An 11,346-nucleotide genomic window follows, 5' to 3' on the forward strand; every position below is an offset into this window, starting at 1 on the left:
GGCTTGAGCGACGTACTGGACTTGACCCGTGAGCTGATCGGCCGCCGCTCGGTGACGCCCGAGGATGCCGGCTGCCAGGCGCTGATCGCCGAACGGCTGGCACGGATGGGCTTTGCCATCGAGCACCTGCGCCACGGCGAGGTCGACAACCTGTGGGCGACGCACGGCGGCGAAGGTCCCACGCTGGTCTTCCTGGGCCATACGGATGTGGTGCCGAGCGGTCCTGAAAGCGCATGGCGCAGCTCCCCGTTCGAGCCGGCGGTGCGCGATGGCCGCCTTTACGGCCGCGGCGCGGCCGACATGAAGGGTTCGGTTGCCGCGATGGTGCTGGCGCTCGAGCGATTCGTGACGACGCACCCGCAGCACGCCGGCCGCGTCGCGCTGCTGCTGACCAGCGACGAGGAAGGTCCGACCAATCTCGATGGCGTGCGTCGCGTGGCCGAGACGTTCCGGGCGCGTGGCGAGCGGCTGGACTGGTGCGTGGTCGGCGAGCCCTCGTCGAAAGAGCGGCTGGGCGACCTGATCCGCGTCGGCCGCCGCGGCTCGCTATCCGGCACGCTCACCGTGCGCGGCGTGCAGGGCCATGTGGCCTATCCGGAAAAGGCGAAGAACCCCATCCATGCGTTTGCCCCCGCCTTGGCCGAACTGGCGGCGACCCGCTGGGACGCGGGCAACGCGGACTTCCCGCCGACCTCGTTCCAGGTCTCCAACCTCAACGCCGGCACGGGGGCCACCAACGTGATTCCCGGTGCGCTCGTCGCACTGATCAACTTTCGTTACTCGACGGCCAGCACGGCCACGGACTTGCGCGCGCGCACCGAGGCCATCCTCGATCGCCACGGCCTGGACTGGCAACTGGACTGGAACCTTTCGGGCGAGCCGTTCCTCAGCCCCGCGAGCGGTCGCCTGCGCGAAGCGGTGCTCGGCGTCTGCCGCGAGCTCTGCGGCGTGGAGCCGGAGCAGAGCACCGGCGGCGGTACGTCCGACGGGCGTTTCATCGCGCCCTTGGGCGCCGAGGTGGTGGAGCTGGGGCCGGTCAACGCGACCATCCACAAAGTGGATGAGTGCGTGGCCGTGGCGGACCTGGAGCGGTTGCCAGGGCTTTACCAGGCGGTCTGCGAACGCTTGCTCGCCTCGCGCCACGCAGCGCCGGGATCCGTTCGCTCCCTCTCCCCTCCGGGGAGAAGGTTGGGGTGAGGGGGCGCTCTCGCCGGGGAGCTAACCAAGGCGTGGCCGTGCCGTGATTTCAGGCGAGCCCCGCCCCCTCACCTCGGTCCTCTCCCCGGAAGGGGAAGCAGAGCGGGCGGTCTGCGAACGCTTGCTCGCCTCGCGCCACGCAGCGCCGGGATCCGTTCGCTCCCTCTCCCCCCGGAGCGCGGAATCCTTTCGCTCCCTCTCCCCTCCGGGGAGAGGGTTGGGGTGAGGGGCCGCTCTTGCCGGAGAGGTGGTTCGGGCGGGCTCTGCCAGGATTCCCGCCGGACCCCGGCCCCTCACCTCGGTCTTACTTCCACAACGGGAGAAGATTCAGGGCGGGGGCAGCGAGGCATGTTCTATGTGGCTCCACACCCGGCCGCCCGATCCAGCATCACCGCCCGTTCCTGCGCGTTCTGCGTCATTTGCGCCGCCCGTTCGAATTCCGCGCGCGCTTCGTCGCCGCGTCCGAGTTTCGCGAGCAGATCGCCGCGTACCGCCGGCAGCAGGTGATAGCCGGCCAGCGCCCCGACCTCACGCAAGGCATCGACCCGCGCCAGCCCCGCGGCGGGTCCCTCGGCCATCGACACGGCCACCGCGCGGTTGAGCTCCACCACTGGCGAAGGCGCCACCTGCGCCAGGCGTGCGTAGAGCGCGGCGATGCGCGGCCAGTCGGTCGCCGCGGCGGTGGCCGCGCGGGCGTGGCAGGCGGCGATGGCGGCCTGCAGCGTGTACGCTCCGTCTGAGCCGCCGAGCCGGCCGGCGCGTTCGAGCGCCTCCAGTCCGCGGTGAATGAGCAGCTGGTCCCACAGCGCGCGGTTCTGTTCCATCAACAGCACCGGGCGGCCATCGGTGCCCACCCGCGCATGGCTGCGCGAGGCCTGGATCTCCATCAGCGCGAGCAGTCCCAGCACCTCCGGTTCGCGCGGCATCAGGCCAGCCAGCGTGCGGCCCAGGCGCAGCGCTTCCTCGCATAGCGCCGGGCGCATCCAGTCGTCGCCGGCGGTGGCGGTGTAGCCCTCGTTGAAGACCAGGTAGATCACGCCCAGCACCGCCGCCAGCCGGGTCTGGAGTTCGGCGCCGCGCGGCACCTCGAACGGCACGCGCTTGTCCGCCAGCGTGCGCTTGGCGCGCACGATGCGCTGGGCGATGGTCGGCTCGGCGGTCAGGAAGGCGCGGGCGATTTCGGCGGTGGTGAGCCCGCCGAGCAGGCGCAGGGTGAGCGCCACCTGGGCTTCGGTGGACAGCGCCGGATGGCATGCGGTGAAGATCAGCCGCAACAGGTCGTCGCCGATGTCGTCGTCGAGCGCTTCGAGGTTGGGCATGGTGAACGCCTCGTGCTCCGGGTCGCCATCCAGCACCGCGTGCTTGCGTTCGACCAGCTGGCGGTGCCGCAGCAGGTCGATGCCGCGCCGCTTGGCCGCGGTCATCAGCCATGCGCCGGGATTGTCCGGCACGCCCGACGTCGGCCAGCGCTCCAGCGCCGCGACCAGCGCGTCCTGCGCCAGCTCCTCGGCCAGGTCGATGTCGCGCACGACGCGGATCAGCGCAGCCACCAGCTTGGGCGCTTCCAGGCGCCAGACGGTTTCGATCGCGCGGTGGGTGTCGGCTTGGCTCATGCGGCCGATCAGACCACCGCCAGCACGGGCCGGCAAGGCCGTCCCGGCCGGGTGTTATGCCTTGCCGGCCAAGTCGGCGCGCAGGCGCTCCTCTGCCTCACGCATCTCGGGCGTCATCGCCTCGCCGAAGTCGTCGGCCTCGAACAGCGGCCGGATCTCGATCGAGCACTCGCCCTCGAACGGTGGCGGGCAGCGGCGCGCCCACTCGAGCGCCTCGTCCATCGAGCGCACCTGCCACAGCCAGAAGCCGGCGATCAGCTCGCTGGCCTCGGCGAAGGGCCCGTCGACCACGCTGCGGCCGTTGCCGGCGAAGTAGACCCGCTTGCCCGCGGCGCTGGGCTTGAGGCCTTCGCCGGCCAGCATCACGCCCGCCTTCACCAGTTCCTCGTTGAACGCCATCATCTGGCGCATCAGCTTTTCGCTCGGCATCACCCCGGCTTCCGATTCGGCCGTGGCGCGGACCATCACCATGCAGCGCATCGCTTGTCTCCTTCATGCGCCGGCGGACGCCGGCTCCCGATGGCACGACGCGCGGGCGCCGGCGTTTTCGACATCACGGCGCGCCGCGTCTGCGGCATGATGGACGGCCCTGCCATCGCCGACCGGAAGCCCCATGCACGCCAGCGGAACCTTCGATGTGAAGCTTGCCCCACAGCCGGCCGCGCCCGGTACCGAAGCGGCGCAGCTCGGTCGGCTGTCGATCGACAAGCGCTTCCAGGGTGATCTGGACGCCACCAGCCTGGGCGAGATGCTCTCGGCCGGCACCGAGGTGCCCGGTTCGGCCGGCTACGTGGCGATCGAGCGGGTGAGCGGGTCGCTGCATGGGCGGCAGGGCAGTTTCGTGCTGATGCATTACGGGCTGATGGAGCGCGGCGCGCCCAGCCTGAAGGTGTCGGTGGTGCCGGACTCGGGCACCGGTGAGCTTGCCGGCATCAAGGGGGAGCTGGTCATCCGCATCGAGCAGGGGCGGCACGAATACACGTTCGCGTACGAGTTGCCCTAGCGCTGCTCGCGCGGCGGCGCCGGTACGGCGGAGGCCTTCCCGGCGGTTGCTGCCTGACGAACGGGCGTCTGCGCGAACCTCGGCCCCTCTCCAGCCCTCTTCCCGGGCGGGGGAGGGCGCAAAGGTTTCGATCCGTTGAAAGCGCGGCCGCACTAAAGCCCTCTCCCCGCCGGGGAGAGGGTTTGGGTGAGGGGCCGGGGCTCGCGCGGAAGTTGGCGGGGGGCTTCCAATTCAAGGCGCCTGCACACCTGCAGTCGTCTTCGCCAGGCCGACTTCCCCGGGCGGGCCGCCGTTACCGCGTGCCGGGGTTCAGCGTCAGGGTCCATCTGGCCGGCCCGGGAAGCAGCGGGGTGGGCCGGCCGTCCACCCATGCCGCGTGTCCTGCGCCGTAATAGGGCGAGAGCGGGTTGTCGCTCTGGCCGCCGGGCATTTCCAGGATGCCGTCCGCCTCGTGGCCCGGCGACACGGCCAGCCGCTCGGAGGCGCCGAAACCGGGCGCGGCCACGCGCGGCATGTTGGCGTCGCCCGGCAGCGGCGTGTCGGGCATGTCCAGCAAGCGCGCCAGGAAAGATGGCAGCGCGGGCGAGAGCGCGTGGCGAATGTCCGCGGGGTTGACCTCGCCCCAGGTACGCGCGGCCAGTCCGCCCGGCTGCCCGCCCAGCGCCGTCGCCACGCGGCGCGCGGCGTCCTCGAGCAGCGCGTTCCAGTTCCGGTAGCGCGGGTCGAGCAGCCACGCGGGCTGGTCGCGGAGCAGCGACCACACGGCCGCCTCCGCGTTGCCGGCGCCGGAGGGCCAGGCGAAGCCCGGGTAGCGCGCCTTTACCCTGGCCACCAACGGCGCCAGCGCCAGTCGATGCACTTCCGCGCGGAAGGCGCGCACCAGCCGGTAGTCCACGCTGTCGGGCGCGGCGCGGTTGCGCCAGGTCGCGGTGAGCTTGCGCAGCGCGCCGAGTGCGGGATCGGACGTCCCCGCCAGCGTGTCCTGCAGCAGGCGCTGCCAGGGGGTGAGGAACACCGCGCGATCATCGAGCTGGATGTCGAGCAAGTTGCCGGGGGTGAACACGCCGTGCATCCGCAGATCGTCGCGGATCTGCTGCGCCCGCGCGCCGAGGTCATGGCCGCCATTGCCGAGCAGGTCCAGCGCGGGACCGTCGACGGTGCGGTTGTTGGCGGTCCACAGCCGTCCGTCGGACGGGTCGACCACGCGCGGGTATTGCGAGGGCGGCGCCCAGCCGTGCCAGCCCGTGCCCGGCTGCGACCAGTCCGCCGGCTGCTGCGGCTGGCTGCCGAACGGGCGCAGCGGAATCGCATTGCCGGCGAGCGTCCAGCCGATATGCCCCTCACGATCGGCGACCAGCAGGTTCTGCGGCGGCATGCCCAGGGTCGGCGCCAGGTCCACTGCGGCGGCGACGCTGGGTGCACGCTCCAGCTGCATCAGGCCCAGGTTGTAGGCATGCGGGTCGTGCGCGATCCAGGCCAGGGCCAGCGGCGTGCCGTCGGTGTCCTTGGCGAGGATCGGTCCCCAGCGGGTGGCCTGCACGTCGAGCACGCGGTCGGGCGCGCCTTTGACGTGGATGTGTTCGGCGTGGCGCTCGACCGTCGCCCAGCCGCCCGGCACCTTGTAGAGCGAGGGATCGGCCGGGTCGCGCGTGACCCGCACCCAGTCCAGCCAGTCGCCGTAGCTGTTGGTGAAGCCCCAGGCGACCTGCCCGTTGGAACCGACGACGAGCGCCGGCGTGCCGGGCAGGGTCACGCCCACCGCGTCGCGCATGCCGCCGGGCGCCGTCGCATCCGGATAGTGCAGGCGCGCGCGGAACCAGATGTCCGGCACGCGCAGGCCCAGGTGCATGTCGTTGGCGAGCATCGCCGCACCGGTGTCGGTGAGCGGGCCGGCGACCGCGAAGTTGTTGCTGCCGGGATGGCGCGCCTCCAGCGCCGGCGCCAGCGCCGCGGCCACGGATGCGGCCGTCGTGGCCGGTGCCGGTTGTGCGCGCAGGTCGAACACGTCCGCGCCGGGCAACACGGGCGGGCGCGACAGCGCGCCGGTCAGCGGTGCTTCCCAGTCCGGATCGGGCGAGAGCAGGAAATCCACCAGCGGCGCCGGCAACGCCGCCCGCATGCGGGCGATGTCCAGCTCGCGCGTGTTGTGACCGTGACCGTTGAGGTCCAGGTACATCGCGCCGATCACCAGCAGGCCGTCCTCCGACCGCCAGGGCTTGGGCGTGCTTCCCAGCAGGACATATTCCCACGGCTTCTCGCGCAGGTCGGCGAGACCGGCGTTGACACCGTCGCGGTAGCGGTCGAGCACCTGCTTCTGCTCAGGTGTCATCGCTGCGTAGGCCGCCTGGGCCACCGCGCGCAGGCGGTGGCGTCGGTTGTCCAGGTCGGAATCCAGCGCCGCCGGACCCACCAGCCCGGCCAGTTCGCCCGCCGCCACGCGGCGCATCAGGTCCATCTCGAACCAGCGTTCCTGTGCGTGCACGAAACCCAGCGCGAAGGTCACGTCGGCGCGGCTGCGCGCGTCGATGGTGACGCTGCCGTTGGCATCACGCGCGATCGTCACCGGCGCGGCGAGACCGGCCATCTCCAGCTCGCCATCCAGCCGCGCGCGGCTGCCGGCGAGCAGGTACCAGCCCGTGGCGAACACCGCGACCAGCAGCACCAGCACGGCCAGGGCCAGCGCGCGCCACCACCGGAAACGGCGGCGGGTCATTCGGGCGCGAACACGGCGAACATGCCGGCGTAGGGCTTGACCATGAAGGCCGGCGCGCCGGCGTAGCCTTCGCCGTCCAGATAGAACTGCGAGATGGTGCCGTCCAGGAACAACGCGTCGCGGCACCCAAGCTCATCGCGGAACAGCCGCGCGAACGCGTGGAAGTTGACCGGCGCCTCGCTCACGGCGAACACCACGTTCCGCGGCGTGCGCGCGCACACGCCGCTGCGCCACTTCAGGCTGTCCGAGTCGTGCACGAAGGCCGGGTTGATCTGGCCGTCGATCACCAGCATCGGCCCCGACTGCGTGGCCCATGCCGCTTCCCGCCCATCGGCCTTGAAGTCCGCGCTGGTTTCGACCGCCGCCTTGCCATCGGGATAGATCGCGAAGACGCCGTTGGGCAGCAGCGAGAAGTTGCCGGAGGCGGGATTGCCGTGCGCCATGTTCAGCGGCACCAGCCGCTTGCCGCCCTCCACGTACAGCCCGAGTGGCTTGAACGCGGCGTCGTAGATGCCGGCGTTGGCGGCGAACAGCAGCCGCCGGCCATGCTTCTCGCCCCACTGGCGCAGGCTGTCGATGCTGCCGAACGGTTCGCCGCTGTCGGGCGCGCGCCAGTGCAGGGTGAGCGGCTCGCGCTTGAGGTCGATGCTGACCACGCGGTAGTTCTGCCCCTCGAACGCGCGCTCCTCGCTGTCCAGTGCCCGGGCTTGCGGCGCGCAGCCGGCCAGGGTGGCGAGCAGCAGGAGGACGAGCGGGGCGAGCGGCGGGCGTGGGATGCAACGGGTCATGTCCCGATGGTCGCCGCCCGGGCGCGACAGGCGCAAGTGTGCGCGCGGGCGCATGTTCAGCCCCGGCGCTACACTTGCCGCTTTGCCGCCGCTTCCTGCCGATGTCGACCGCCTACTGCCCGATCGTCGCCACGCTCGGCTACGTGCTTTCGCCCGACCGCGAACACGTGCTGATGATCCACCGCAACGCCCGGCCGGACGACCAGCACCTGGGCAAGTACAACGGCCTGGGCGGCAAGATGGAGCCGGGCGAGGACATCGCCGCCTGCATGCGCCGCGAGATCCGCGAGGAAGCCGGCATCGAGTGCACCTCGATGCGCCTGCGCGGCACCCTCAACTGGCCCGGCTTCGGCAAGCAGGGCGAGGACTGGCTCGGCTTCATCTTCCTGATCGACCAGTTCGAAGGCACCTGCCACACGGGCAACCACGAGGGCACGCTGGAGTGGGTGCCACGCGCGCGGCTGATGGAACTGCCGATGTGGGAAGGCGACCGCCACTTCCTGCCGCTGGTGTTCGACGCGGACCCGCGGCCGTTCCACGGCGTGATGCCCTACAAGGGCGGCCGGATGCAGTCGTGGTCCTACAGCCGCCTTTGAGCCGCCGCCTTCCGCGCGCGGGTCATTGCCTGGAATGCAGGCCGATCATGTTGCCTTCGGTGTCGACCACCAGCGCGATGAACCCGTAGGGCCCGATCGCGAACTTGTCCCTGATGACCTTGCCGCCCTGGCCCGCGACGCGGCCGGCTTCCACCGCGCAATCGCCGCAGGAGAAATAGACCAGCGTGCTGTTGCCGCCGGAGGGCATCCCTTCCATCTTCACCAGCGCACCGGCCGCCCCGCTGCCGTCCTGCTGCATGGGAAAGGCCCACATTTCACTGGTGTCGGGTGCCTCCAGCCTTTCCAGCGCCACGCCGAGCACCGCCTCGTAGAACGCTTTCGCGCGCGGCATGTCCTGTACGTAGATTTCGAACCAGGCGACCGGGTTCTGCATGGCTCGGGCCTCCGCTTCGGGTCGGGCACCGGATTTCGTTCGCACGCCGGTCGAGCGGGCGTGAAGGCGACGGACAAACAGGCACGCGGCCGCCGGCGGGCGCCGGCGGCCGCGGCGGCTCAGGGCTTGAACACTTCGAACTTGCCGAACGGCTTGAGCTGCGCGTCGATCGCCTTGGGATCGCCCACCACCACGATGCTCTGGTCTTTCGACGCGAAATACTTGCGCCCCATGGCCTGCACCTGCTCGGCGGTGACCTTGTTGGCGTCGGCCACATAGCGGGACACGAAGTCCGGCGGCAGGCCGTCGATCCAGTAGCCGGCAAGGGTCGCCGTGAGCGCGCCCTGGATCTGGTTGCGCAGCAGGTAGATGCCACCGACCAGCCGCTTGGCGCCCGTCAGTTCCTCTTCGCTCGGCGCCTGCGTGGCCATGCTGTCGTACAGCTTGGCCAGCTCCGTGAGGGTGGCGCCGGTAACCTCGTTGCGCACGTCGACCCGGGCGAACGCGCTGCCGCCGGCGCGCTGGGCATCGAAGGAGGAGAACGGGCTGTAGGAATAGCCCTTGTCCTCGCGGATGTCCTGCGTGATGCGGCTGGTGAAGCCGCCGCCGAGGATGGTGTCGGCCACCGTCAGCGGGATGTAGTCCGGGTTGCTGGCGGCGATCACCGGGCGGCCGTAGCGGATGTTGCTCTGCACGGCGCCCTCGCGCGGCACGATCAGGCGTCTGGCCGCCGGTTCGCTTGGCGCGGGGGTGGTCGCCGCCAGCTTCTTGCCGTCCGACTTCCAGCCGCCGAACCGCTCGCTGGCCAGCTTAAACGCCTGTGCGGCGTCGATGCGGCCGACGATCACCAGCAGCGCGCGGTCGGGCTGGAAGCGTGCATCGTGCAGCGCGCGCAGCGCATCGGGCGTGCTCGCCTGCACGGCGGCCTCATTGAGCGAGTCGCGTGAATACGGATGCGAGCCGAACGCGGCATGGTCGAACGCACGCTGTGCCTGCCATGCCGGGCTGGATTCCTGCACCTTCAGCTCCTGCATGGCGTTGGCCTGGGCCAGCGCGACTTCCCTGGCCGGGAAGCTCGGGTGCAGCGCGGTATCGGCGACAAGCTCGAACAACGCGGGCGCGTGCGAGGCGAGGGCGCTGGCGCGGATGACGACGGCGTCGGCATCGGACCCGGCGCCGTAGTCGCCACCGATCGACTGCAGCTTCTCGGCAATCTGCCGCGAGCTGCGCGTGGCGGTGCCCTCGTCGAGCAGGCGCGCCATCATCGATGAGATGGCCGGCGTCGTCGGATCATCGGCTGCGGTGCCGCCCAGCACGGCCAGTTCCAGGTTGACCTTGGGCAACCCCTCGCGCGGCACCACCCACACGGTCAAGCCGTTGGGCAGGGTGCGCTGCTGGATCTGCGGCGTCGGCAGCGGCTTTTCCGGGCCGTAGGCGGGCAGGTCCTTCGGCAGCGGCTTCTCCGTCGCGTGGACGAAACCGGCGAGCGAAAGACCCACGGCCAGCGCGAGCAGCTTGAACGTCTTGTTCGTCTTCATGGCGGTCCTCACTTGGCAGGGGCTTTCGCGGCGGCGACGGGGCGGCGCACGACCACGCTGCGGTTGGCGTCGGTGAGATAGGTGCGGGCCACGCGGCGGATGTCGTCGGCGGTCACCGCCTCGATCCAGCCGGGCATCTTGTTGGCGACGTTGGCGTCGCCCCACATAGTCTGCAGCTTGGCCAGCGTGTCGGCGCGGTTGATGAAGGCCTCGAGCCCGCCGTACCAGTCGGCCAGCATCTTGGTCTTCACGCTGGCCAGGGTGGACTCGTCCACGCCGTCGCGGGCGACCTTGGCGATCTCCTCGTCGAGCGCGCCCAGTACCTGGTCGGGCGTGGCGTTGGGCTTGTAGATCGCGAACAGGCCCAGCAGCGCGGGACCGGCGTAGTCGCTGCCGTCGCCGAGCGGGAAGTTCATGCCGCCCTCGATGTTGAGAAGCAGTTCGCGGCCCTTGACCAGGCCCTGGTAGAAGCGCGAAGCGCTGTCGCCCACCAGCAGTTGCGAGAGCACCATCATCGGCACCTGGTCGGTGCTGCCGCGCGGTGGCATCTTCCAGCCGACCGCCAGCGCCGGCACCTTGGCCAGGGCGTCGGTTTCCTCCGCATGGCGCGGCTTGGTGTTGAGCGGTTCGGAAACGTCCGGGCGCTTGGGCAGGTCGCGCGCAGGGATCTGGCCGAAATACTGCTGGGCGAGTTTGAAAGCCTCATCCGGCGTGACGTCGCCGGCGATGCCGAGCACCGCGTTGGCCGGCTGGTAGAAGGTGTCGTGGAAGGTCTTCACGTCCTCGATCGAGGCGTGGTCCAGGTCCTTGAACGAGCCGTAGCCGTCGTGCTTGTTGGCCCACTTGTCGAAGGCCAGCGCGTTGAGGTCGGTCCAGAAAAACAGGCCGTAGGGCTGGTTCTTCACGTTGACGCGGATCTCCTCCTTGACCACGTTCTGCTGGTTGGCGAGGTTCTTCGCGCTGAAGTCCAGCGACTTCATGCGATCGGCTTCCAGCCAGAGGATCGGCGCCAGCGCGGAGGAGGGCGCGGAGGCGATGTAGTTGGTGTAGTCGGCGCGGGTGGAGCCGTTGAACACGCCGCCGCCGCCCTGGATCACGCGTTCGAAGGTGCCCTTGGGCGCATCCGGCGTGCCCTCGAACATCAGGTGCTCGAACAGGTGCGCGAAGCCGGTACGGTTCTGCGGCTCCAGCCGCATGCCCACGTGGTAGACCAAGCTGATGCCCACGGTGGGCGAGCTGTGATCCTCCGAGACGACGACGGTCATGCCGTTGTCGAGCTTCTTGACGGCGACCGGCAACTGCCACGTATCGCTGGCGGCGGCTTGCGCCCCCAGGGCCAGGCCCAGTCCCGCCACCAGGGCGGCCGTGCGTAAAACGCGCATCTGCATCTCCTTCTGTCCACGCGAATGGAAGCCCGATCCTGCGGCGGGGGGGCGAGGGGGTGCAAGTGACGTTTGGGAGGGGCGGCGCGGGTGCCGTCGCCAGCCTTCCCCCGCGTTCGCGG

At 70.5% G+C, this 11,346-nt stretch carries 10 protein-coding genes; 3 read left to right on the forward strand and 7 right to left on the reverse strand.

The features are described 5' to 3' along the window. Positions 1–3: 3 nt before the first annotated feature. Positions 4–1,197, forward strand: coding sequence for a succinyl-diaminopimelate desuccinylase (gene dapE / locus J7I44_RS04220; protein ID WP_209616297.1), 1,194 nt, complete (start codon positions 4–6; stop codon positions 1,195–1,197). A gap of 353 nt (positions 1,198–1,550) precedes the next feature. Here dapE and J7I44_RS04225 read toward each other — a convergent pair whose 3' ends face one another. Together J7I44_RS04225 and J7I44_RS04230 are read right to left on the reverse strand one after the other, a co-directional pair. Further along, positions 1,551–2,810 carry an RNA polymerase sigma factor gene (locus J7I44_RS04225; protein WP_209616301.1) on the reverse strand — a complete coding sequence of 420 codons (1,260 nt, stop codon included), beginning with the start codon at positions 2,808–2,810 and terminating at the stop codon, positions 1,551–1,553. A 54-nt stretch (positions 2,811–2,864) separates the two neighbouring features. Beyond that, complete coding sequence (locus tag J7I44_RS04230) at positions 2,865–3,290, reverse strand: YciI family protein (protein ID WP_209616304.1); 426 nt, start codon at positions 3,288–3,290, stop codon at positions 2,865–2,867. Between the two features lie 133 nt (positions 3,291–3,423). On the opposite strand from J7I44_RS04230, the gene J7I44_RS04235 reads away from it, so the two are divergent. Beyond that, positions 3,424–3,813, forward strand: coding sequence for a DUF3224 domain-containing protein (locus J7I44_RS04235; RefSeq protein ID WP_209616306.1), 390 nt, complete (start codon positions 3,424–3,426; stop codon positions 3,811–3,813). Between the two features lie 292 nt (positions 3,814–4,105). Here J7I44_RS04235 and J7I44_RS04240 read toward each other — a convergent pair whose 3' ends face one another. Together J7I44_RS04240 and J7I44_RS04245 are read right to left on the reverse strand one after the other, a co-directional pair. Next, a complete protein-coding gene (locus tag J7I44_RS04240) occupies positions 4,106–6,526 on the reverse strand; it encodes a penicillin acylase family protein (RefSeq protein WP_209616309.1) in 2,421 nt (806 codons plus the stop codon). Then, on the reverse strand, positions 6,523–7,314 hold the full coding sequence (locus tag J7I44_RS04245) for a phosphodiester glycosidase family protein (protein WP_209616312.1): 792 nt from the start codon (positions 7,312–7,314) through the stop codon (positions 6,523–6,525). The genes J7I44_RS04240 and J7I44_RS04245 overlap by 4 nt, the downstream gene beginning before the upstream one ends. Before the next feature lie 101 nt (positions 7,315–7,415). Between J7I44_RS04245 and J7I44_RS04250 the strand changes: the two genes are divergently transcribed. Then, positions 7,416–7,910, forward strand: coding sequence for an NUDIX hydrolase (locus tag J7I44_RS04250; RefSeq protein WP_245187922.1), 495 nt, complete (start codon positions 7,416–7,418; stop codon positions 7,908–7,910). Between the two features lie 22 nt (positions 7,911–7,932). Here J7I44_RS04250 and J7I44_RS04255 read toward each other — a convergent pair whose 3' ends face one another. The 3 genes from J7I44_RS04255 to J7I44_RS04265 form a co-directional block, all read right to left on the reverse strand. Continuing rightward, positions 7,933–8,304 carry a VOC family protein gene (locus J7I44_RS04255; RefSeq protein ID WP_209616318.1) on the reverse strand — a complete coding sequence of 124 codons (372 nt, stop codon included), beginning with the start codon at positions 8,302–8,304 and terminating at the stop codon, positions 7,933–7,935. Between the two features lie 119 nt (positions 8,305–8,423). Continuing rightward, on the reverse strand, positions 8,424–9,842 hold the full coding sequence (locus J7I44_RS04260) for a M16 family metallopeptidase (RefSeq protein WP_209616321.1): 1,419 nt from the start codon (positions 9,840–9,842) through the stop codon (positions 8,424–8,426). Between the two features lie 8 nt (positions 9,843–9,850). Beyond that, positions 9,851–11,224 carry a M16 family metallopeptidase gene (locus tag J7I44_RS04265; RefSeq protein WP_209616324.1) on the reverse strand — a complete coding sequence of 458 codons (1,374 nt, stop codon included), beginning with the start codon at positions 11,222–11,224 and terminating at the stop codon, positions 9,851–9,853. Positions 11,225–11,346: the final 122 nt, after the last annotated feature.

Source organism: Frateuria flava, from assembly GCF_017837635.1.
GTDB classification, from domain to species: domain Bacteria; phylum Pseudomonadota; class Gammaproteobacteria; order Xanthomonadales; family Rhodanobacteraceae; genus Frateuria_A; species Frateuria_A flava.

Bases quoted from the DNA above. Each gene is read 5' to 3' on its own strand.
- J7I44_RS04265 (WP_209616324.1), bottom strand. From the start codon at position 11,224: ATGCGCGTTTTACGCACGGCCGCCCTGGTGGCGGGACTGGGCCTGGCC.
- J7I44_RS04225 (WP_209616301.1), bottom strand. From the start codon at position 2,810: ATGAGCCAAGCCGACACCCACCGCGCGATCGAAACCGTCTGGCGCCTG.
- J7I44_RS04245 (WP_209616312.1), bottom strand. From the start codon at position 7,314: ATGACCCGTTGCATCCCACGCCCGCCGCTCGCCCCGCTCGTCCTCCTG.
- J7I44_RS04235 (WP_209616306.1), top strand. From the start codon at position 3,424: ATGCACGCCAGCGGAACCTTCGATGTGAAGCTTGCCCCACAGCCGGCC.
- J7I44_RS04240 (WP_209616309.1), bottom strand. From the start codon at position 6,526: ATGACCCGCCGCCGTTTCCGGTGGTGGCGCGCGCTGGCCCTGGCCGTG.
- J7I44_RS04230 (WP_209616304.1), bottom strand. From the start codon at position 3,290: ATGCGCTGCATGGTGATGGTCCGCGCCACGGCCGAATCGGAAGCCGGG.
- J7I44_RS04260 (WP_209616321.1), bottom strand. From the start codon at position 9,842: ATGAAGACGAACAAGACGTTCAAGCTGCTCGCGCTGGCCGTGGGTCTT.
- J7I44_RS04250 (WP_245187922.1), top strand. From the start codon at position 7,416: ATGTCGACCGCCTACTGCCCGATCGTCGCCACGCTCGGCTACGTGCTT.
- J7I44_RS04255 (WP_209616318.1), bottom strand. From the start codon at position 8,304: ATGCAGAACCCGGTCGCCTGGTTCGAAATCTACGTACAGGACATGCCG.